Origin of the sequence: Streptomyces sp. NPDC050743, from assembly GCF_044456925.1 — a bacterium.
GTDB lineage: Bacteria > Actinomycetota > Actinomycetes > Streptomycetales > Streptomycetaceae > Streptomyces.
The window spans coordinates 58581-79655 of sequence record NZ_JBITGJ010000007.1 but is presented as its reverse complement, the minus strand read 5'-3'; the positions used below and the strand labels follow the sequence as shown (position 1 = coordinate 79655).

The window sequence follows — 21075 nt, the reverse complement described above, 5'->3', positions numbered from 1 at the left end:
AACGGTCGAGTCGTAAGCAGCGTCGTTGATGATGACTCCTGTCCGATACCCGGGCGACGGCTTCCGTTGACCCGATGTCGGCGAGATGCTAGACACCAGTTGGCAATACATGCAATGACCGTTGCAAGTGCTGCAACGATCGAGAGAGGGGCTCCATGAGCAGCAGCGAAGCGCTCGCCCGGCTGGCCGAGGAACGTGTCGACCACCGCTTCAAGGGCCTCCCGCCGGACGCCGACGGCCTCACGGTCGGCGAGCTGGCCGCCCAGCGCCGCAATCTCTTCGCAGCGGCCGGCGCAGGCGGCGGCTTCACCGCGCCCCTCCTCGTCCTCTCCGCCGAGCGGCTCGCGCACAACCTGGCGCTCATGGAGACGTATGCCGCCCGGCACGGCCTCGCCTTCGCCCCGCACGGCAAGACCTCCATGGCCCCGCAGCTCTTCCACCGCCAGATCGAGCACGGCGCCTGGGGCATCACGCTGGCGGTGCCCCACCAGGTGCGCGTCGCCCGGGCGTTCGGCATCCAGCGGGTCTTCCTCGCCAATGAGCTGGTCGACGCCTCGGCGCTGGGGTGGATCGCCGCCGAACTCGCCGCCGACCCGGACTTCCGGTTCGTCTGCTACGTCGACTCTGTGGGCGGCGTCGAGCTGATGGACGCGGCGCTCGAGGGCTGCGCCCGGCCCGTGGACGTCGTCGTCGAGCTGGGCGCCGGAGACGGCGCGCGGACCGGCGTGCGCACGGAGGCCGAGGCCCGCGCCGTGGCCGAGGCGGTGGGCCGCACCCAGACGCTGCGGCTCGTGGGGGTCGCCGGGTACGAGGGCGAGGTCCCGCAGGCCGGTCCGGAGCGGGTGCGGTCGTACGTGCGGCGGCTGGTGGCGCTCGCCGCCGACCTCGACGGGACCGGCCTCCTCAAGGACGCGGGGGAGATCGTGGTGAGCGCGGGCGGCAGCGCCTGGTTCGACGCGGTGGCCGAGGTGTTCGCCGAGATCCCCGAGCTCTCCCTGCCGGTCCTGAAGCTGCTGCGCTCGGGGGCGTACGTCTCGCACGACGACGGGCACTACCGCAGGCTCACCCCCTTCACCCGCGTCCCCGAGGAGGGGGCACTGGAGCCCGCCTTCCGGCTGTGGGCGCAGGTCGTCTCCCGGCCCACCCCCGAGCAGGCCTTCGCCAACGCGGGCAAGCGCGACGCGGCCTACGACCTGGACCTGCCCACCGCCCAGGTGGTACGCCGGAACGGTGCCGAGCGCCCGGCCACCGGGATCACCGTGACCGGCCTGTCCGACCAGCACGCCTGGCTGCGCACGGAACCCGGTGCGGACGTCCGGGTCGGCGACTGGATCGGGTTCGGCCTGTCCCACCCGTGCACGTCGTTCGACAAGTGGCAGCTGATCCCGGTGGCCGAGGCCGACGGGACGGTCGTCGAATACATCCGCACCTTCTTCTAGAAGGCATCAGGGACAACAGGGACATCAGGAGGCCTGGCATGGAGGACCTGGTCATCCGGGACGCCGAGGTCGTGGACGGCAGCGGCGAACCGTCGTACCGGGCCGACGTGGTGATCGACGGCGGCCGGATCACCGGAATCGTCAAGGAGGCCGCCGCGGCCGGCTGCCAGCGCCCGTGCGCCATGCGGGAGCTGGACGCCGAGGGCCTGGTCCTCTCCCCCGGCTTCATCGACATGCACGCCCACTCCGACCTCGCCCTGCTGCGCGACCCCGACCACAGTGCGAAGGCCGCGCAGGGCGTCACGCTGGAGGTCCTCGGGCAGGACGGGCTGTCGTACGCGCCCGTCGACGACCGCACGCTTCAAGAGGTGCGGCGGGCGATCACCGGGTGGAACGGGTACGGCGACGACATCGACTTCGACTGGCGGTCGGTCGGCGAGTACCTGGACCGGCTCGACCGGGGCATCGCCGTCAACGCCGCCTATCTCATCCCCCAGGGCACGGTCCGCGCGCTCGCCGTCGGCTGGGAGGACCGCCCGGCGACCCCCGAAGAGCTGGACCGGATGCGGCGGTTGGTAGCGGAGGGGATGGAGCAGGGCGCGGTCGGGCTGTCCTCCGGGCTGACCTACACCCCCGGCATGTACGCCCCCGACGCGGAACTGACCGAGCTGTGCCGGGTGGTGGCGTCGTACGGCGGCTACTACTGCCCGCACCACCGCTCCTACGGCGCCGGCGCCCTTCAGGCCTACGCCGAGATGGTCGCCCTGGCGCGGGAGGCCGGGTGTCCGCTGCATCTGGCCCACGCGACGATGAACTTCGGCGTGAACGAGGGCCGGGCGCCGGAGCTGCTGGCCCTGCTGGACCAGGCGCTGGACGCCGGTGCCGACATCTCGCTGGACACCTATCCCTACACGCCCGGCTGCACCACCCTGGCCGCGCTGCTGCCGAGCTGGGCGAGCGAGGGCGGCCCCGAGGAGATCCTGGCGCGGCTCACCGATCCGGCGACGGCCGCGCGGATCCGGCACGACCTGGAGGTGACCGGCTCGGACGGCTGCCACGGCGTGCCGGTGGAGTGGGAGACGATCGAGATCTCCGGCGTCACCGACCCGGCGCTCGGCGAGCATGTGGGCCGTACCGTACGGGAGTCGGCGGACCTGCGCGGCGAGACCCCGTGGGACACGGCCCGCCGGCTGCTGGTCGAGGACCGGCTCGGTACGACGATCCTGCAGCACGTCGGCCACGAGGACAACGTCCGCACGATCATGCGGCACCGCACCCACACCGGCGGCTCCGACGGCATCCTGCGGGGCGACAAGCCGCATCCGCGCGCCTACGGCACCTTCCCGCGCTATCTCGGCCACTACGTACGCGAGTTGGGGATCCTGTCGCTGGAGGAGTGCGTCGCCCACCTCACGTCCCGGCCCGCGGCCCGGCTGCGGCTGCCGGACCGGGGGCTGGTGCGCGAGGGCTACCGGGCCGACCTGGTGCTGTTCGACCCGCGGACGGTGGCGCCCGGCGCGACCTTCGCCGAGCCCCGCACGCTGCCGACCGGTATCCCGTACGTCCTGGTCGACGGGAGGTTCGTCATCGAGGACGGGAAGCGGACGGACGTGCTCGCGGGCCGGTCCGTCCGCCGTACGGCCTAGGGCTTCGGCAGGGTGCAGCCGGCCGCGCCGAGGTTCAGCTTGTTGCCCGTGGTGAAGCAGGCGGGGATCTGGTACGTCTCCTCGGCGTAGTTGATGCCCTGGTGGATGGTGACGTCGCCGTTCTCGTCCACCTCGCACGGGTTGTTCACCGTGCAGGTCTCGCCGTCCTCGTTGCCCGTGTTGTTGACGGCGACGACCTTGCCGGTGGTGGTGTCGATCACCGGGGAGCCCGAGGTGCCGCCGATGGTGTTGCAGGAGGAGGTGTAGCGGACCGAGTCCTTCCAGGTCCAGTCGCCCTCCTTCAGCCGGTACACGAACCCGTCGATGCTGCAGCTGTAGGTCCGCTTCCAGTAGCCGGAGACGACCTTGATGGCGGTGCCGGCGGTGGGGTGGGTGTCGTTCACGGTGAGCGGGCTGATCCCGTACGCGCTCTTGATCTGCGCGTAGGTGGTGGTCAGCCGGTAGATCGTGACGTCCGTGTCCGTCATGGTCGAGTAGACGACCTGGTTGGCGCGCAGGGTGGCGACCCGGCTGCCGGAGGCGTTCAGCAGGCCGAAGGTGCGGCTGGAGGACTGGCCGGTGATGACCTCGCCGGGGTCCGGGAAGCCGGTCTCCAGGCAGTGGCCGTTGGTCAGCACGAGCGCGGGGTCGCTGTCGGCCGAGTTGGGGAAGCGGATGACGGAGCCGGAGCAGTTGCTGAGCGCGACGGTACCGGCGAAGTTGACGGTCACCGCGGCGGGCTTGGCGGTGTGCGGTGCGGCGACCGCGGGGGTGGCGCCCAGGCCGGCTATGGCCAGGGAGGAGAGTGCGGCAAGGAGAGGCTTGTTCATGTGGGGGTCCCCTCTGACGACTTGGGCGACCGGAGTGTTCCGGCCGCCCGCTCGTTTGTCATGCACATCTTCAGCGCATGGAGGGGGCGGGAACAAGAAGCGGGCTCGGGTCGTAGGGGTTTCCCTCGGCGGAGAGGTTCATGCAACTCGCCCGAAACGCCGACGACTTGGAGGCCGACTCCGGCTACTTCCCGGCCGGCTTCGGCTTGGTGATGACGGCGCCGAACAGGGCCAGGCCCTTGATGACGACACGTGGGGCACACGGCCGTCCCACTCCGCGGGCCCCACGCCTGCGGAACCCGCCGAGGGCGAAACGGGAGGTGGGTGCCCGGTCCATCACCAGGGAGTCCCTGGGCCGCGGCTCGGGCAGCCCACGTGCGGCGACCGCCGGCTCGCCGAGCGTCCGGGCGCCCTGGACGCGGTCGAGCCGCTCGTCCAGCTCACCCAGCGCCAGGCGGCCGCCCGCAGACCACGGTTGCCTGAAGAAGTGCGCAGCCCGTCTTCAGCCGTCCGCCGCCTGCCGTCCGCTGGCGCCGGACACAGCGCGGGCCGCGCCCACGGCACACCAGCGGGAGGCGGAAGCCCTGCGGGACACACAGGCCGACGGGCGCGCGGGAGGCGTCGACATGGGCCTTGAGGGAGGCGCGGCCCGGCACACACAGGCCGACGCGCACACCGCAGGCGTCGATATCGGCCGTGGTGGAAGCGCGCCCACAGCATGAGCGGGCCGCGCGCACGGCATCAGCGGGATACGGAAGCCCTGCCGGACACACGGGCCGACGTACACGCGGGAGGCGTCGACGTCGGCCTCGGCGGAGGGCCGTCAGCGGTCAGCGTGGGCGCTTGGTGGCACCGTGGCCGTGGCCTCGGCCGCTGGGGAAGGCGGACGTGGAGGTGGGCGGGTCGGCCGTGGTCGCGGTGGGCGTGGGGGCGCCGGCCGTCGCGGAGGTCGTGGCGGGGGCTGAGGTGGTCGGGCCGGTGCTCGCCTTCCCCTGGGACGCGCCGGCGGACGAGCGGGACGGCGAGGTCGAGGAGGCGCCGGGGGTGGCCGTCGAGGCGGCCGAGGAGCCGGCGTCCGTACGGGGGCTCGCGGTGGCGGAGTCGCCGACGACGGCGTGTGTGCCGCCGTCCGGACCGGGCCCGTCCGAGGCGGGGGAACCCGAGCCGCCCGCCACAGCCGCGATCACCGCGACCGCGCCGGCCACACCCAGCGCCCCGGCGACGGCCACGACCCGGCGACGGCCCCCCGTGCGCCGCTCGGCGCGCCGCCGAGCGGCCCGCCCCTCGCCGGTCCGGGACCGGCCGACCGGCTCGGCCGGTTCGTTCGCCCCCGTCGGCTCGGTCGGCTCGGCCGCCCCGGTCGGCTCGCCCGGCCCGGCCTGCGCGGGCAGCTCGCGGGTCTCGTCGTAGGCGCTGGTCCAGCCGTGGGCGGCGGCGGGGTCGGCGTACTCGTCGTAGGCGGGTGCGGAGTCGGCCTGGGGGAGGTACACATTCGGCGAGGCCGGCGGCGCGTGACGGGCGTCCGGCGGGGCCGCCTGCCCCGGCTGGGTGTCGTACCCATGCGACGTCTGCTCGACCGGCTGCGCGTACGACACGTTCGGCGGTACCTGGGGCGATTCACCCGGTCCGCGTCCGTCGTCCGTACCCGTCTCTCCGTGCATCCCGCCCCACTCCGCCTCGCTGTGCACACAAGCCACCCATTCGGGCCCGCCCCCTGACGATCCCGCCGTACCGGCCCGACCCGGCGGAACGGCACAGCATTCTAGGGACGCAAGTGGCCCCTGAGACAGCCATCGGCGATATCCGGGCAAATCGCCGTGTCTCACGTGGCGGAAAACACGACTCATGAGGCATGTGCGGGCCGTAAGCTCACGACATGCAGGTGATCCAGTCGACCAAGCTCGCCAACGTCTGTTACGAGATCCGGGGCCCGGTTCTCGAGGAGGCCATGCGGCTTGAGGCGGCGGGACACCGCATCCTCAAGCTGAACACCGGCAACCCGGCCGCCTTCGGTTTCGAGTGCCCCCCGGAGATCCTGGAGGACGTCCTCCGCAACGTCTCCACCGCGCACGGCTACGGCGACGCCAAGGGCCTGCTGGCGGCCCGCCGCGCCGTCGTCATGCACAACCAGACCATCGGCATCGAGACGGACGTCGAGCACGTCTTCATCGGCAACGGCGTCTCCGAGCTGATCGTGATGGCGATGCAGGGACTTCTCGACGACGGCGACGAGGTTCTCGTACCGGCCCCGGACTACCCGCTGTGGACGGCGGCCGTCTCCCTCTCCGGCGGTACGGCGGTGCACTACCGCTGCGACGAGCAGTCCGACTGGATGCCCGACCTCGCCGACGTCGAGCGCAAGGTCACCGACCGCACCAAGGCCATCGTCATCATCAACCCCAACAACCCCACGGGCGCGGTGTACGGCGAGGCGATGCTGAAGGGCCTGACCGACATCGCCCGCCGGCACAACCTGCTGATCTGCTCCGACGAGATCTACGACAAGATCCTCTACGACGGCGCCACGCACACCCCGACCGCGAAGATCGCCCCCGACCTGCTCACCCTCACCTTCAACGGCATGTCGAAGGCGTACCGGGTGGCCGGCTACCGGGTCGGCTGGATGTCGATCTCCGGCCCGCGCGCCCACGCCGACTCCTACATCGAGGGCCTGACGATCCTGGCGAACATGCGGCTGTGCGCCAACATGCCGGGGCAGCACGGGGTGGTCGCCGCGCTCAGCGGACGGCAGTCGATCAACGACCTGGTGCTGCCGGGCGGGCGGCTGAAGGAGCAGCTGGACACGGCGTACGAGCTGCTGACGCAGATCCCGGGCGTGAGCTGCGTCCGCCCGAAGGGCGCGCTGTATCTCTTCCCGCGCCTCGACCCCCAGGTCTTCAAGATCAAGGACGACCGGCAGATGGTCCTGGACCTGCTGCGCCAGGAGAAGATCATGGTCGTCCAGGGCACGGGCTTCAACTGGCCCGAGCCGGATCACTTCCGGGTGGTGACCCTGCCGTCGGTCGGCGACCTCCGGGACGCGGTCACCCGGATCGGGAACTTCCTGGACGGATACAGCCAGCCGTAGGGGGCGGGCATTACAGCCGGCCGTAGTCGGTGGACGTCATTCCGTGACCCGACTCAACTTTAGACGAAATCCAAGCTAGGATGGTTTCCTGTCAGAGCACAGGAGGCCATCCCGATGTACGAACCGATCCGCACCAAGTCGGTCCACAGCACGATGGCCGACACCGCCTCCGACTTCCCCCACAGGTCGCGCGAGGAGGAGCTGGACATCCAGCTGGCCGGCCACCTCGCCGCACTGCTCGCCGTGACCGACGAGCTGCGCAGCCTGACCCCGTCGGCCGATCTGGACACCGCCGCCGAGCGGCTCGCCGAGCAGGTGGCCCGGCTCCGCGGAGGCCACGGTCCGCTGCGGGCGACCCCGTCCGCCGCCGGCGACCCGGTGGCGCTGCACCAGCGCGCGCACGCCCTCGCCGGCCGTGCGCTCGTGGTCGCCGCCTCCCGTGCCGACACCGCGGCGGCCATCCTCGCCGCCGAGCGGATGGACGCGCACGCCGACGCCCAGTCGGAACCGCGGGAACTGAGCACCACCGCCTGACCCCCAACAGGGGTCCCCCGATCGGCCCCGGTCCGCGTGCACCCGCAGCGACGCGCGGACCGGGCGCCATACATCCTCCCCGGGTCCTCAAACGCTCCTGACCGTCCGCACCGGAACCCCGTCAGACGCCCACGAGTTCCTTCGCGCCCAGGTTGCGCCGTGCGTGTTCGAGATTCTGCGTCACACGCTCACGATGCTCGTCGGGTAGCTTGCCGCCTTCCAGCAGGCGTTCGCAGCAGCTCGCCGACTCCTCGTACTCCCCGACCCAGAAGGCGGACACCGCGAGCTCGTCGAGCGCCTGCCAGTCGTACCAGCCGGGCTCGACGAAGAGATGGTCGTCACTCGGATACGGGATCCGTACGGCCTGTCGTGCGAACAGGTGGGCAAGAGGCCAGCGTTCACCGTTGAGGCGGCACCAGCGCGCGAGTCCGCCGAGCGCTTCGGCGCGCGTGGGACGGCTCTCGTGCGCATCGAGGTAGCGGTGCATCACCTCGGCCGGGGGCCGGCCCAGGTCTGCGGCCAACTGTGCGGCGGACAGGCGGGCGCAGAAGACCTCCTCGTCCCAACCGCCCATGGCCGCCCGGCGATCGTAGGCTTCGATCGCCTTCTCGAACTCACCGGCGACACGCCAGGTCTGGCCCAGGTAGAAGACATAACGTGCGTTGTCGGGCTCCTTGATCAGGCCCTGCTGCAGGGTCTCGGCGTCTCCCAAGTACTTCTCTCGCGGGGTTTTGCCCCTGCTGCGTCCTCCGCCACCCAGGTAAACGATGGTGGCGCCTTCCAGCATCCCCAGGCTGTACGGCGAATCGCAGTCGAGGTACTCGTGCAGCACGCCGACGTACCGCCACGGCAGCCGAGTCGAGACCAGGGCGCGGCGCCGGTACCGGTGGTGTCCGTTGCTGATGTCGACCCGGTAGGCGTCGAGTGTCAGTTCCGGCATGTGAAAGCCGGGCTCCACGTCCATCACGTCGTCGGCGTCCATGAACAGCAGGTAGTCCGCGGCGTCACGGGCGAGTTCGATCGCCTCGGTGCGGCTCCCGTCGAACCCCTTCCAAGGCCGTTCGTACAGTCCCCCGGGCAGATCCCGGTAGACCTCGCGGATGACGTCCTGGGTGCCGTCCGTCGAGCCGGTGTCCACGATGACCCAGGTGTCGATCAAGGATCGTACGGATTCCAGACAACGCCGGATCACATGGGCCTCGTTCTTGACGATCATATTCAGACAGACCGTCTGCTTCACGGGTGCCATCCAAAAAACCTCTTCATGACTCGTGCATTCGGGTGGTTCGCGAGTTCCTGGCGCCTGCCGAATAATGGCGCCATCGGACGTCCTCATAACATCGGTGCCGGCCGCCCGAGACGGGGTATGCCGATCCCTAATCGACTATTCCGCGAGATGTGACACTGTGAAACACAGGCCATTGATGGCAGGGCTCTTGGGTGTGGCCGCGGTAGCCACCAGCGTGATCGCTTGGGCGATTGAGACAGGAACGAGCTCCGGATCCGGGGACTCGCCGCCGGTGCACCAGGACGCCAATTCACTGTTGCAGACGGGCATTCTGCAGGATAAGAACCACGATCCCAAAGCCGCCGCCCGTTCCTACGCAGCTGTACTGAAACTGCAACCGCAGAACAAGTACGCGTGGTTCGACCTGGGAGTCGCCGCGCAAGAAGTCGGAGACACGGCCGATGCCCATCGTGCCTATGAAAGGGCGCTGACGATCGATCCGGCGTTCCCACCGGCTCTCTTCAACGAGGCGCTGCTCGTGCAGTGGAGCAAGCCCGACCAGGCCGTGGCACTTCTGGAACGTGCCGCGGCCGCCAACTCCCGGGAGCCCACGACGCATCTGCATCTCGGAGAGATCTGGGCTCGAAAGGACCATGAGCGCAAAGCGGCGGCGGAATTCCGCCGGGCCGTCGCGATCGATCCCTCCCTGCTCGCCCAAGTGCCGGAGAAGTTCAAGGACTCCGCGCGCGGGCACTGACGCCGGCATCTCAGACTTCGGCGAGTTCCCTCGGGCTCAGGCGCTGTCGTGCGAACCTGAGATTCTCCGTCACGCGCTCGCGGTGTTCGTCGGGCAGCTTGCCGCCTTCCAGCAGGCGTTCGCAGCAGCTCGCCGACTCCTCGTACTCCCCGACCCAGAAGGCGGACACCGCGAGCTCGTCGAGTGCCTGCCAGTCGTACCAGCCGGTCTCGACGAGCAGGCCATCGGTCGGATACGGGATCCGTACCGCCTGCCGCGCGTACATGTAGGCGAGAGGCCAGCGCTGGCCTTTGACACGGCACCAGCGCGCGAGGTCGGCCAGGGCCTCGGCGCGCGAAGGCAGGGTCTCGTGGGCCCGGAGGTACCGGTCCATCACCTCGGCCGGTGGCCGGTCGAGAGTCTCCGAGAGCCGTGCGGCCCATAGGTGGGCACAGTAGATCTCCTCGTTCCAGCCCCCCATGGCCGCCCGGCGGTCATAGGCTTCGATCGCTCTCTCCGGCTCGCCCGCATCGCGCCAACTCTGGGCAAGGTAGTAGGCATAACGCGCGTTGCCGGGCTCCTTGGCCAGGCCGTCCTCGAGGATCTTCACATCGCGCAGGTACTTGTCCCGCACGCCTTCGTTTCTATGGCGTCCCCCGCCGCCCACGATGACCATGCGGGCGCCTTCGAGCGTGCCGAGGCTGAACGGCCTGCCGCACTCCACGTACTCGTGCAGCACGCCGACGTACCGCCAGGGCAGCCGGGTCGAGACCAGTACGGGGCGCCAGTACACGATGTCCCCGGAGTGGATGTCGACCCGATAGGCGTCGCGTGTCAGCTCCGGCATGCGAAAGCCGGGCTCCATCTCCATCACATCGTCAGCGTCGATGAAGAACAGGAAGTCGGCACGGTCGCGGGCGAGTTCGATCGCCTCGGTGCGGCTGCCGTCGTATCCCTTCCAAGGCCGTTCGTACAGTTCGCCGGGTAGATCACGGTAAACGTCGCGGATGACGTCCTGGGTGCCGTCGGTCGAGCCGGTGTCCACGATGACCCAGGTGTCGATCAAGGGTCGTACGGATTCCAGGCACCGCCGGATCACCGGGGCTTCGTCCTTGACGATCATGTTCAGACAGACCGTTTGTGTCACGGATCCCATCCCACTCAGTAGCGGCACACAACCGAACCGGGACGGTATCCAGCCTCTTCGAGGCGTGCAAAGAGGCTGGTCCGAGAGACTGTTTTCGACTCGTGCATCCGGGTGGTTTGCGGACCCCGAGCGCCTGGCTAACGGTGGCGCCGTCGGGGCGAACTCGTAACGTCTGTGCCCGCCACCCGAGAAAAGCCAATCCATCCGTCCTCGACTATTCCACGAGATGTGACAAGGTGAAATACAAAAGATTGTGGGCAGGACTCGCCGGAACAGCGACGGCGGCAATCGGGGTGACCGTTTGGGCCATCGATTCCCCGACGAGCGATCCATCGGAATCCAAGGCCTCGTCAGCGGCCCAGAGCAAAGACACAGGCACACTCCTGCAGTCCGGTCTTCAGAGCCAGGCGCATCAGGACCTCGCCGGGGCGGTCAAGAGCTACCGGCGCGTGCTGGAAATCGACCCGCGGAGCAAGGAGGCCTGGTACCGCCTGGGGCTCGTCGAGCAGCAGAACGGCCGGACGGCTGAGGCCCGTGCGGATTACGACCAGGCGCTGAAGATCGACCCTTCGTTCATGTCCGCCCTCTACAGCGAGGTGAATCTGATCACGGCGAGCGAGCCCGATCGAGCCATCGAACTGCTGAAGCGCGCCGTCGCCACCGCCCCGAAGTCGGCGGTGATGCAGATGCAGCTCGGCCGGCTTCTGGCGAACCAGCACCGCGATGTCGAGGCGAAGAAGGCGTTCCGGCAGGCGGTCGCGGCCGATCGACGGATGCTGCCGCAGGTGCCGGAAGCGTTCCGGGATGCAGTGAGACCCCCAGCGACTTCGAGCGACTAAGGAGTACCAGATGACGTCGACGGCGACACCGAGGTTCTCCGTCTTCACCCCCAGCCACCGCCCCCGCTACCTGGACGAATGCCTGAAGACCCTGCAGGCGCAGACCTGTACGGACTGGGAGTGGATCGTCCTGCTCAACAACGGCGCCCGCTGGCGGCCGGAACGGCCCGACGAGCGGGTCCGGGTGGAGATCGCGGACGACATCAAGGGAGTCGGAGCGGCGAAACGCCGGGCCTGTGAACTGGCGCGCGGCGAGATCCTCGTGGAACTCGACCATGACGACCTGCTGGCGAAGGCGTGTCTGGCGGAGCTCGCCAAGGCGTTCGACGCGCATCCCGATGCCGTCTTCGTCTACAGCAACACCGCGCAGATCACCGAGGACGGCAAGCGGGACGACAGCCGCTTCAACGAGTCCTACGGCTGGCAGTACAGCGACGTGCGGGTCGACGGCCGCAAGCTGCTCCAGGTGCAGAGCATGGCTCCGACACCGCACAACGTCGCCTACATCTGGTACGCCCCCAACCATGTGCGGGCGTTCCGCAGGAAGGCCTACGAACGCGTCGGCGGCTACGACGCCGCCCGTACCGTTCTGGACGACCAGGACCTGATGTGCCGCCTGTTCCACATCGGGGACTTCCACCACATCGAGCGCTGTCTGTATCTCCAGCGGATGCACCCGGAGAACACCCAGCGCGACCCGAAGATCAACGCCCAGATCCAGCGCGAGACGGTCGCCCTGTACGACAAGTACATCGAGGCCAACGCCCTCGCCTGGACGGCCCGTCGCGGGCTGCTCGCGCTGGACCTCGGCGCCGCCCACCGCAAGCCTCCCGGCTACTTGGGCGTGGACCAGCGTCCCGGTATGGGCGTCGACATCGTGGCGACCCTGCCCGACAAGCTCGACCTGCCCGACAACTCGGTCGGGCTGATGCGGGCGGTGGACTTCCTCGAGCACGTGCCGCAGAAGGTGCCACTCATCAACGAGCTCTACCGGCTGCTGGCACCCGGCGGCATGCTCCTCACCATGACGCCCAGCTCCGACGGCCGCGGCGCGTACCAGGACCCGACCCACGTCGCCTTCTACAACGAGAACTCGTTCTGGTACTACACGGACAACCAGTACCGCGCCTTCGTCCCCGACATCGAGGCCCGGTTCCAGTCCTCGCGGCTGGTCACGTACTTCCCGAGCGAGTGGCACTCCAAGAACAACATCTCGTACGTGGTCGCCAACCTCATCGCGATGAAGGAGGGCGCCCCACGCTGCGGTGGCCCGCTGCTGGTCTAGGCCGACAGCGTGCAAGGCGCCCTGCGGGACTCTCGGGTCGCGCAGGGCGCCTCGTGCGTTACGGGCCGCCGAGTCGTGGGGGCCGCGTCGATCAAGGTGGCCAAGGCGGGAGCTTTGAGAGCCCAGGCCAGCTGGTCCTCCCAAGGGGCGCCGGGCGCGGGAACTTGGGCCACGTTAGTCGGTGGAGACCTGCGGCAGGACGGCGCCGCTGTCGGCGCACGCGTGAGCGAGGTGGCGTACGCCGGTGCCGTTCATGGCGGTGGCCGCCGCCTCGGCCCGCTCGGCGCCGTCGACGTCGGTCAGGCGACACAGTTGACGACGAATCGGTGGCCGGTGACGGCGGCGCGTACGGCGGTCGGGTCTGCCAAGGAGGCCCGCGGGCGCCGGCCACCAGCCGGCTGACGCAGCAGTGGGTGCGGTGGTGGGCGAGCGCCGTTCCTCGCCGCCCGAACAGGTGAGTTTGTCGAGGGCGCTGATACGGGCCTTCGGGTCCGAGTTCAGCCGTTGCCGGACGCATTCAGAACCGATGGATCCGGCGCCGTTGGTCACGAGGAGGCACGTGGTTCTCCCTGGGTTCCTCTTCGGTTACCTCTCAGGAAACGGAGACGGTGCCCGCGAGACCGAGGCCTCGGGGCACCATCTCGCATTTCCCGGGGGAAGTGCGTCACCTAAGCGTGCGGCCTAGTGCGGCGGCGGGAAGTCGGCGCAGACCGCGTAGGCGGTGATCCCCGAGGCCACACCGGTCTGGATGGCCTGCCACCCCTGCCGGGTCCCCGAGGTGACCGGACCGTTGAAGCGGGTGGAGCTGTTGGTACCGTCGAATCCGCCGCCGGTGACAGAGTCGCCGGTGTCGCAGAGAGCAGTCGCCGTATTCGTGTCGCTGTGGACGGCCACGATGTAGGTGCTCAGGCCCTGGCCCGTCGCACCAGTGGCACCGGTGGCACCAGTGGCACCCGTCGGACCCGTCGGACCCGTCGGACCGGTGGCGCCCGTCGGGCCAACCGAGCCGGTACCACCAGCACCAGTCGCACCCTGCGGACCCGTCGGACCCGTCGGACCGGTGGCGCCCGTCGCACCAACCGAGCCGGTACCACCAGCACCAGTCGCACCCTGCGGACCCGTCGGACCCGTCGGACCGGTAGCGCCCGTCGCACCCTTCACACCGGCACCCGTCGCACCCGTCGCACCCGTCGGACCGGTGGCGCCCGTGGCTCCCCTGGCTCCCGTGGCGCCCGTGGCTCCCTTGCACTTGCAGGGCTTGCCGTGGTGCTTGTGATCGTCGTCCTTGTGCCCCTGGGGACCCCACTGGCCGCGGTTGTCCCCGTAGCCCTGGTCGTCACCCCAGCCCTTGTCGTCGCTCCAGCCCTGGTCGTCGCCCTTGTTGCTCTGGTCGTCGCCCCAGCCCTGGTCGCCGCCCTTGTCCGCGTGGTCGTCGTAGCCACCGCGGTCGGGGCCGGAGCCGCTCAGCGAGGCGAAGCTGTCGTCGGGTGCCCGGTTGATCGCGTCGGCGATGGCCGCGCTGAGTTCGTCGCCCGGACCGTACTTCTCCGCGGCGCCGGCGGCGCTGTGCCGCTGCATCGCGTCGGCGGCGGCAACCGTGCCCGGCAGTACGTTGAGGGCAACGGTGAGGGCGCCCGTGCCCACCATCATGGCGGACTTCAAGCGCGAATTTCGGATCGTTCTACGGCTCAAGAGAACCTTCCCTGGAAGTGAGCGGAAAGACCGCAGGCGGTGCACGGGGAGTGCTTTTCCGCATGCGGGTCCCGCAGCGTCGGCCGCGGACGACAACAATTTGCACGCTGCGCACTTGAAGGAATGGAAATGTCTCGGCGCCGTCCGGCGAAGATCACCCGAGAGGCGTGACTTTACTCAGCCAAAACGCCCAAGCTCGGAGCGCCTGCTTTCAATCGAGGTTTTTTCTGCGATCTGCGACGCAGTTTTCGAGTGAGGGCCGCACTCTCTTCAACCCCCTTCGTCCCGAATCGTCACGGCCGCACAGACCTTGGCTCAGCTGCCGGCCGAGGGAGAAAGCCGAGCGCCCCTACGAGTTCTCCTCCTCCCGCGTCCGCGCCTTCGGTACGTCCGCGCCTCTGTGCGGGGAGAGGGAGGGCCCGGAGTCCTCCAGCAGGCCCAGCAGGTACTCGCCGTATCCGCTCTTGAGCAGCGGCCGGGCCAGGTTCCTGAGTCCGTCGTCGATCAGGCCGGCCCGCCAGACCGCCTCCTCGACACAACCGACCTTCAAGCCTTGGCGTTCCTCGATCACGCGGACGAACTCGGACGCCTGCACCAGGGAGGTGAAGGTCCCGGTGTCCAGCCAGGCGGTGCCCCGGTCGAGCCGGTGACATGCAGCTCCCCGGCCTCCAGATAGACCCTGTTGAGGTTGGTGATCTCCAACTCGCCCCGGGTGCTGGGCCGTAGCCGGCGCGCGATGTCCACGGCGCGGTTGTCGTAGAAGTACAGTCCGGGCACGGCGTACCGGGACCTGGGCCGGGCCGGCTTCTCCTGGATGGACAGGGCTCGCCCGGAGGCGTCGAACTCCACCACTCCGTAGGCCGAGGGGTTGGCGACCTGGTAGGCGAACACCCTTCCGCCCACCGGTTCGTCGTGCCGGGCCAGTCGTGTGCCGAGGCCGCTTCTGTGGAAGATGTTGTCGCCGAGAATCAGGGCGACCGGCTCCCCGTCGAGGAAGTCGGCGCCCAGGAGGAAGGCCTCGGCAATGCCTTTCGGTGTTTCCTGCGCCATGTATGCGAGGCGCAGGCCGAGTTGTGTGCCGTCGCCGAGCAAGCGGCGAAACTGGCACTGGTCTTCGGGTGTGGTGATGATCAGAATTTCCCGGACACCGGACATCACCAGTGTGGAGAGCGGGTAATAGACCATCGGTTTGTCGAAGACCGGCAGCAGTTGCTTCGAGACCGAGCGGGTCAAGGGCCACAGTCGCGAGCCGGTGCCTCCGTCCAGGAGAATTCCGCGCATGGCAGCACGATAGGTGAATTACCTATACCGACCCGTTTCCCGCTGTGGGTGTTCAAAGACCCCGATCGCATGATGGGCAGGCCCGGCGGAGCCGGCGCTCTCAGGCTCCGCCGGGCCCGGTACTCAGGGGCAACTGATGCGTGTGTCGCCCGGGTCGGTGGTGCAGGAGTCGAAGCCGGGGCCGCCGTTGGCCGTGTCGTTGCCGGACACACCGTCGGTGGTGATGACCCGGTCGCTGCCGTTGGAGCCGTTCACCGAGTCGTTGCCGGGACCGCCGTACAGGGTGTCGTTGCCGTCGCCGCCGTCGATGTTGTCGTTGCCGTAGTCGCCGTAGACGGTGTCGGCGCCGCCGTTGCCGCGGATGGTGTCGTTGCCTCCCAGGCCGCAGATCACGTCGTTGCCGAACGTGCCGTTGAGGGTGTCGTCCCCGCTGGTGCCGACGATCGTGCAGCCCCGGGAGTTGTTGACCCCGCTGCTCGCCGTCGCCGTGTTGTTGCCGGTCGCCGGGTCGGTCTCGTTGGCACGGACCGTGGCGGTGTCGGTGAGGGTGCCGGTGGTGCGGGGTTCGGCGACCACCGTGACCGTGGCGCTCGCGCCCGGAGCCAGCGTGCCGAGGGAGCAGGTGGCGCCGGTGGCGGTGGTGGTGCAGCTGCCCTGGCTGGGCGCGGCCGACACCACGGTGGCGCCCGCTCCGGAGAGCGAGTCGCTCAGCGTGACACCGGTGGCGGAGGCGGTGGAGCTGCCCGCGTTGGTCACGCGCACGGTGTACGTGGCCCGGTCGCCCAGGGTGACGGACGTGGGGCCCGTCTTGGTGACCGAGACGTCCGCGCTGGTGGGGGGCGGTGTGGTGCCGCCACCCTGGTAGCGGGCCAGGGCGAAGTCGTCGTTCGGGCCGCCCTGGCCGACGGCGACGATCTTGCCGTCGGACTGGAGGGCCACGCCGTGGGCCACGTCGCTGCCGCCGAAGCCCGTGGTCGCCTGACCGCCGGTGCCGAAGCCAGTGTCCAGGCCGCCGTTGGTGTTGTACCGCAGGACCTTGAAGCCGCCGACTCCGCCGCCTGCGACGACGATCCGCCCGTCGCTCTGCAGCTTCACGTCCTCGGCGCCGCCGCCGGGGGTGACGACCAGGCCGTCGCCGTCGAAGCTCGTGTCCAGGGTGCCGTTGGTGTTGTAGCGGGCCAGTGCGAACCCGCCGCCGCCCGCACCGGCCGCGACGATCTTGCCGTCGGACTGGACCGCGAGCGCCTCCGCGGAGTCGTAGCCACCGAAGTCGGTGCGCTGGATGCCGTTGCTGCCGAAGCCGGTGTCGAGGCTGCCGTCGGCGTTGTAGCGGATGAGCGCGAAGTCGAAGCGGGTCTGCCCGAGCTCGCCCGCCACCACGATCTTGCCGTCGGGCTGCAGGACCAGGGCACGCGCGTCGCCGCCCTCCTGCAGGGACGGCCCCGCCGGGTTGGTGGTCACCATGCCGTCGCCGCCGCCGAAACTCGAGTCCAGGCTGCCGTCGGGGTTGTAGCGGGCCACGGCGGCATCGCCCCCGTCGTAGCCGGCGGCGACGATCTTGCCGTCGGGCTGCACGGCCACGTCCTCGGCCTCTTCGGGGGTGCCGAAGTCGGTGAACACCCTGCCGTCGCCGCCACCGAAGCTCGTGTCCAGCGTGCCGTCCGGGTTGTACCGGGCCACCACGAACCAGCAGCAGTTGTCGTACTCCGCCAACTCCCGCCCGCCACGACGATCTTGCCGTCGGACTGCAGCGCAACGGCATGGGCCTCGCTCCACTGGAGCTGCTCGGGCGGGATCATGTTGTTGATGGGGGTCGTGACCCTGCCGTCGCCGCCGAAACTGGTGTCCAGTGTGCCGTCGGGGTTGTGGCGGGTGAGCGCGAAGTCGCTCTCCGGTACGGAGTTGTCGGCGGAGGCGCCGACCGAGACGATCTTGCCGTCGGGCTGCACCGCCACGTCGTTGGCGGAGTCGTCGCCGCCGATGTCGGTGAGGACCGTGCCGTTGCCGCCGAAGGTGGGGTCCAGGTCGCCGGGGGCGGCGGCAGCCGTGCCGGGCAGGGCCAGGACCAGCGCGAGGACGGTGGCCGCCACCGTCCCGGTCCGCGCGACGAGCGATCGAACACGCGATGTGAACGATCGAACATGAGGTGTGATCATGGGCGACAGCCTTCCGCCCCTCGCACACCCCTCCGGCCGCCCCGAGCCGTGTCGTACCCAACGGGCGCGGCAATCCACCCGCGTGGACGAACACCCGGCCAACGGCCAGGGCCCCGCACGCCGTTGTGCGGGGCCCCGGTGGGTTGTGTCCACGGCCGGCCGGGACGATCGCTGGTCAGGGCACGGCGACCGGCCGTGGAGTCTCAGGCGGGACTAGCCCAGGCGCTCCACCAGCGCGTGGTACTGGTCCCACAGCGCCTTCGGGGTGTGGTCGCCGAAGGTGTTGAGGTGCTCGGGGACGAGGGCGGCCTCCTCGCGCCAGACGTCCTTGTCGACCGAGAGCAGGAAGTCCAGGTCGGAGTCGGACAGTTCGAGACCCTTGGTGTCCAGGGCCTGCTTGGTCGGCAGGACGCCGATCGGGGTCTCGACGCCTTCGGCCTTGCCCTCCAGGCGCTCCACGATCCACTTCAGGACACGGGAGTTCTCGCCGAAGCCGGGCCAGACGAACTTGCCCTCGTCGTTCTTGCGGAACCAGTTGACGTAGTAGATCTTCGGCAGCTTGGACTGGTCCTTGTCCTTGGCCACGTCGATCCAGTGGGCCATGTAGTCGCCCATGTTGTAGCCGCAGAACGGCAGCATCGCGAACGGGTCGCGGCGCAGCTCGCCGACCTTGCCCTCGGCGGCGGCGGTCTTCTCGGAGGCCACGTTGGCGCCGAGGAAGACGCCGTGGTTCCAGTCGAAGGACTCCGTCACCAGCGGCACCGCGGAGGCGCGGCGGCCGCCGAAGAGGATCGCCGAGATCGGCACGCCCTTGGGGTCCTCCCACTCGGGCGCGATGATCGGGCACTGCGCGGCGGGGGTGGTGAAGCGGGCGTTGGGGTGCGCGGCGGGCTCGGCGGAGTCCGGGGTCCAGTCGCGGCCCTTCCAGTCCGTCAGGTGGGCCGGGGTCTCCTCCGTCATGCCCTCCCACCACACGTCGCCGTCGTCGGTGAGGGCGACGTTGGTGAAGACCGAGTTGCCCCACAGGGTCTTCATCGCGTTGGCGTTGGTGTGCTCACCGGTGCCGGGCGCGACGCCGAAGAAGCCGGCCTCGGGGTTGATCGCGTACAGGCGGCCGTCCTCGCCGAAGCGCATCCAGGCGATGTCGTCGCCGATGGTCTCCACGGTCCAGCCGGATATGGTCGGCTCCAGCATGGCGAGGTTGGTCTTGCCGCAGGCGCTCGGGAAGGCGGCGGCGACGTACTTGGACTCGCCCTGCGGCGGGGTGAGCTTGAGGATCAGCATGTGCTCGGCCAGCCAGCCCTCGTCACGCGCCATGACGGAGGCGATACGCAGCGCGTAGCACTTCTTGCCGAGCAGGGCGTTGCCGCCGTAGCCGGAGCCGTAGGACCAGATCTCGCGGTCCTCGGGGAAGTGCGAGATGTACTTGGTGGAGTTGCACGGCCACGGAACGTCCTCCTGGCCCTCCTCCAGGGGGGCGCCGAGGGAGTGGACGGCCTTCACGAAGAAGCCGCTGTCGCCGAGTTCGTCCAGGACGGCCTGGCCCATGCGCGTCATCGTGCGCATGGAGACGGCGACGTAGGCGGAGTCGGTGATCTCCACGCCGATCGCGGACAGCGAGGAGCCGAGCGGGCCCATGCAGAACGGGACGACGTACATGGTGCGCCCGCGCATGGAGCCGCGGAACAGGCCTTTCTCACCGCTGAAGATCTCCCGCATCTCGGCGGGGGCCTTCCAGTGGTTGGTCGGGCCCGCGTCCTCCTCCTTCTCGGAGCAGATGAAGGTGCGGTCCTCGACGCGCGCGACGTCGGTCGGGTCGGAGGCCGCGTAGTAGGAGTTGGGGCGCTTGATCGGATCGAGCTTCTTGAAAGTGCCTTTGGCCACGAGCTCTTCGCAGAGCCGCTCGTACTCCGCCTCGGAGCCGTCACACCAGACCACGCTGTCCGGCTGCGTCAGTTCGGCGATCTCGTTGACCCACGAGATCAGTTCCTGATGGGTGGTGGGAACGCTGGAAGCCGAGTTGTCGCGCGCCACGGTTGCTCCTAAGTGAGGGATTTTGTCCTTGTGGCCCCGTGGGGGCTGCGACCCGGACGCTTCTGATGCTCATCCGGTGCCGACCGTACTCATATGATCATCCGTCGTTCGCGCGCATCTGTCCAGGGGGCCTCACAAGTGAGCGACGTGAGGAAGGCCACGGTTTCCAGGCCTGTTTACGTTTCCTTTACGTCCAGGTTTGTGTCACCTGAAGGTCTTTTTGCGTTCGATCGACCAAGGTCCGTACTGACACCCGACTTACGGTGCCGTAGGTACCATGCCCCGCATGACTGCGTCCGCTCCCGACGCGCCCACGGAGACGCCGGCCGACGGCCGCGGTCCCGTCGCGCTCTCCCTGCCGCATCCGGTCAAGCCCAGGCTCCGCGGCTGGCTGCACCTGGGCATGTTCCCGGCCGTACTCATCGCGGGCCTCGTGCTCACCGCCCTCGCCGACTCCACCAGAGGCCGCATAGCCTGCGGGATCTACGTCCTCACGGCCTGCCTGCTCTTCGGCGTCAGCGCGCTGTACCACCGGGGCGACTGGAGCCCGCGGATGGACGGCGTCCTGCGCCGCCTCGACCACGCCAACATCTTCCTGATCATCGCGGGCACCTACACCCCGCTCACCCTGCTGCTCCTGCCCGGGGCCAAGGGCCAGTGGCTGCTGTGGGGCATCTGGGCCGCCGCCGCGGCCGGCATCGTCTTCCGGGTCTTCTGGGTGGGCGCCCCGCGCTGGCTCTACACGCCCTGCTACATCGCCATGGGCTGGGCGGCCGTGTTCTTCCTGCCCGACTTCCTGCGCACCGGCGGCATCGCCGTCCTGGTCCTGGTCGTCGTCGGCGGCCTGCTCTACAGCGCCGGCGGCGTGGTCTACGGCATCAAGCGCCCGAACCCGTCACCGCGCTGGTTCGGCTTCCACGAGGTCTTCCACTCCTTCACCCTCGCGGCGTTCGTCGTCCACTACGTCGGGATCTCGCTGGTGGCGTACCAGCACACGTAGCTCCGACCTCCCCTTTATCCCCGGGCCGCGGCGTCGAAGCCGCGGCCTTTCCCATGCCGTGGCGGCCGGGCGAGGGCCCGGGCCACTCGTCCGAACAGGGGAAAGCGGACCGGGACAGCGGGTCGTGGGTGCGGCCTGCT

General features: G+C 69.4%; 17 protein-coding genes and 2 pseudogenes. 8 read left to right on the top strand and 11 right to left on the bottom strand.

The genetic code is table 11. From position 1 onward, the window contains the following. Positions 1-155: 155 nt before the first annotated feature. Together ACIBJF_RS10595 and ACIBJF_RS10590 are read left to right on the top strand one after the other, a co-directional pair. Positions 156-1439, top strand: a complete 1284-nt coding sequence (locus tag ACIBJF_RS10595; RefSeq protein WP_399173314.1) for an amino acid deaminase — start codon at positions 156-158, stop codon at positions 1437-1439. A gap of 38 nt (positions 1440-1477) precedes the next feature. Next, positions 1478-3085, top strand: a complete 1608-nt coding sequence (locus tag ACIBJF_RS10590; protein WP_399173313.1) for an amidohydrolase family protein — start codon at positions 1478-1480, stop codon at positions 3083-3085. On the opposite strand, the gene ACIBJF_RS10585 is transcribed toward ACIBJF_RS10590, so the two are convergent. The 3 genes from ACIBJF_RS10585 to ACIBJF_RS10575 all read right to left on the bottom strand — a co-directional run bounded on the left by ACIBJF_RS10585 (position 3082) and on the right by ACIBJF_RS10575 (position 5603). Next, entirely contained in the window at positions 3082-3915 is an 834-nt protein-coding gene (locus ACIBJF_RS10585; protein ID WP_399173312.1) for a trypsin-like serine peptidase, read from the bottom strand. The genes ACIBJF_RS10590 and ACIBJF_RS10585 overlap by 4 nt on opposite strands. Before the next feature lie 184 nt (positions 3916-4099). Next, positions 4100-4252, bottom strand: a complete 153-nt coding sequence (locus tag ACIBJF_RS10580; RefSeq protein WP_399173311.1) for a hypothetical protein — start codon at positions 4250-4252, stop codon at positions 4100-4102. A 493-nt stretch (positions 4253-4745) separates the two neighbouring features. Next, positions 4746-5603 (bottom strand): hypothetical protein, encoded by an 858-nt coding sequence (locus ACIBJF_RS10575; RefSeq protein ID WP_399173309.1) that lies wholly within the window; start codon positions 5601-5603, stop codon positions 4746-4748. 188 nt (positions 5604-5791) lie between these two features. Here ACIBJF_RS10575 and ACIBJF_RS10570 point away from each other — a divergent pair, with 188 nt between their 5' ends. Both ACIBJF_RS10570 and ACIBJF_RS10565 read left to right on the top strand, forming a co-directional pair. Continuing rightward, the gene (locus ACIBJF_RS10570; protein WP_399173308.1) at positions 5792-7003 is read left to right on the top strand and encodes a pyridoxal phosphate-dependent aminotransferase; all 1212 of its coding nucleotides are present in this window, start codon (positions 5792-5794) and stop codon (positions 7001-7003) included. Positions 7004-7117: 114 nt separating this feature from the next. Continuing rightward, the gene (locus tag ACIBJF_RS10565; protein WP_399173307.1) at positions 7118-7537 is read left to right on the top strand and encodes a hypothetical protein; all 420 of its coding nucleotides are present in this window, start codon (positions 7118-7120) and stop codon (positions 7535-7537) included. 121 nt (positions 7538-7658) lie between these two features. Here the strand turns inward: ACIBJF_RS10565 and ACIBJF_RS10560 are convergent, their stop codons facing one another. Further along, complete coding sequence (locus tag ACIBJF_RS10560; RefSeq protein ID WP_399173305.1) at positions 7659-8786, bottom strand: glycosyltransferase; 1128 nt, start codon at positions 8784-8786, stop codon at positions 7659-7661. 271 nt (positions 8787-9057) lie between these two features. Between ACIBJF_RS10560 and ACIBJF_RS10555 the strand changes: the two genes are divergently transcribed. Continuing rightward, complete coding sequence (locus ACIBJF_RS10555) at positions 9058-9522, top strand: tetratricopeptide repeat protein (protein WP_399173304.1); 465 nt, start codon at positions 9058-9060, stop codon at positions 9520-9522. Between the two features lie 10 nt (positions 9523-9532). On the opposite strand, the gene ACIBJF_RS10550 is transcribed toward ACIBJF_RS10555, so the two are convergent. Continuing rightward, on the bottom strand, positions 9533-10648 hold the full coding sequence (locus ACIBJF_RS10550) for a glycosyltransferase (RefSeq protein ID WP_399173303.1): 1116 nt from the start codon (positions 10646-10648) through the stop codon (positions 9533-9535). 236 nt (positions 10649-10884) lie between these two features. On the opposite strand from ACIBJF_RS10550, the gene ACIBJF_RS10545 reads away from it, so the two are divergent. Further along, positions 10885-11487, top strand: a complete 603-nt coding sequence (locus ACIBJF_RS10545; protein ID WP_399173302.1) for a tetratricopeptide repeat protein — start codon at positions 10885-10887, stop codon at positions 11485-11487. Between the two features lie 10 nt (positions 11488-11497). Then, the gene (locus ACIBJF_RS10540) at positions 11498-12772 is read left to right on the top strand and encodes a glycosyltransferase (protein WP_399173301.1); all 1275 of its coding nucleotides are present in this window, start codon (positions 11498-11500) and stop codon (positions 12770-12772) included. Positions 12773-12946: 174 nt separating this feature from the next. Here the strand turns inward: ACIBJF_RS10540 and ACIBJF_RS10535 are convergent, their stop codons facing one another. The 6 genes and pseudogenes from ACIBJF_RS10535 to ACIBJF_RS10510 all read right to left on the bottom strand — a co-directional run bounded on the left by ACIBJF_RS10535 (position 12947) and on the right by ACIBJF_RS10510 (position 19935). Further along, a complete protein-coding gene (locus ACIBJF_RS10535; RefSeq protein WP_399173300.1) occupies positions 12947-13321 on the bottom strand; it encodes a sugar nucleotide-binding protein in 375 nt (124 codons plus the stop codon). A gap of 132 nt (positions 13322-13453) precedes the next feature. Next, positions 13454-14434, bottom strand: coding sequence for a hypothetical protein (locus tag ACIBJF_RS10530; protein ID WP_399173299.1), 981 nt, complete (start codon positions 14432-14434; stop codon positions 13454-13456). A gap of 379 nt (positions 14435-14813) precedes the next feature. After that, positions 14814-15745 (bottom strand): annotated as a pseudogene (gene rfbA, locus ACIBJF_RS10525) (glucose-1-phosphate thymidylyltransferase RfbA). A gap of 123 nt (positions 15746-15868) precedes the next feature. Beyond that, positions 15869-17458: a calcium-binding protein gene (locus tag ACIBJF_RS10520; RefSeq protein ID WP_399173298.1), complete on the bottom strand. Its 1590-nt coding sequence runs from the start codon at positions 17456-17458 to the stop codon at positions 15869-15871. A 23-nt stretch (positions 17459-17481) separates the two neighbouring features. After that, positions 17482-17901: pseudogene (locus ACIBJF_RS10515) on the bottom strand (delta-60 repeat domain-containing protein); the annotation flags it as partial. A gap of 213 nt (positions 17902-18114) precedes the next feature. Next, positions 18115-19935: a phosphoenolpyruvate carboxykinase (GTP) gene (locus tag ACIBJF_RS10510; protein WP_399173297.1), complete on the bottom strand. Its 1821-nt coding sequence runs from the start codon at positions 19933-19935 to the stop codon at positions 18115-18117. Between the two features lie 286 nt (positions 19936-20221). Here ACIBJF_RS10510 and ACIBJF_RS10505 point away from each other — a divergent pair, with 286 nt between their 5' ends. Beyond that, positions 20222-20935, top strand: a complete 714-nt coding sequence (locus tag ACIBJF_RS10505; RefSeq protein WP_399173296.1) for a hemolysin III family protein — start codon at positions 20222-20224, stop codon at positions 20933-20935. Positions 20936-21075 lie beyond the last annotated feature (140 nt).

Coding starts and splice junctions, on each gene's coding strand:
- ACIBJF_RS10595 (WP_399173314.1), top strand. CDS start 156: ATGAGCAGCAGCGAAGCGCTCGCCCGGCTGGCCGAGGAACGTGTCGAC.
- ACIBJF_RS10590 (WP_399173313.1), top strand. CDS start 1,478: ATGGAGGACCTGGTCATCCGGGACGCCGAGGTCGTGGACGGCAGCGGC.
- ACIBJF_RS10585 (WP_399173312.1), bottom strand. CDS start 3,915: ATGAACAAGCCTCTCCTTGCCGCACTCTCCTCCCTGGCCATAGCCGGC.
- ACIBJF_RS10580 (WP_399173311.1), bottom strand. CDS start 4,252: ATGGACCGGGCACCCACCTCCCGTTTCGCCCTCGGCGGGTTCCGCAGG.
- ACIBJF_RS10570 (WP_399173308.1), top strand. CDS start 5,792: ATGCAGGTGATCCAGTCGACCAAGCTCGCCAACGTCTGTTACGAGATC.
- ACIBJF_RS10565 (WP_399173307.1), top strand. CDS start 7,118: ATGTACGAACCGATCCGCACCAAGTCGGTCCACAGCACGATGGCCGAC.
- ACIBJF_RS10560 (WP_399173305.1), bottom strand. CDS start 8,786: ATGGCACCCGTGAAGCAGACGGTCTGTCTGAATATGATCGTCAAGAAC.
- ACIBJF_RS10540 (WP_399173301.1), top strand. CDS start 11,498: ATGACGTCGACGGCGACACCGAGGTTCTCCGTCTTCACCCCCAGCCAC.
- ACIBJF_RS10505 (WP_399173296.1), top strand. CDS start 20,222: ATGACTGCGTCCGCTCCCGACGCGCCCACGGAGACGCCGGCCGACGGC.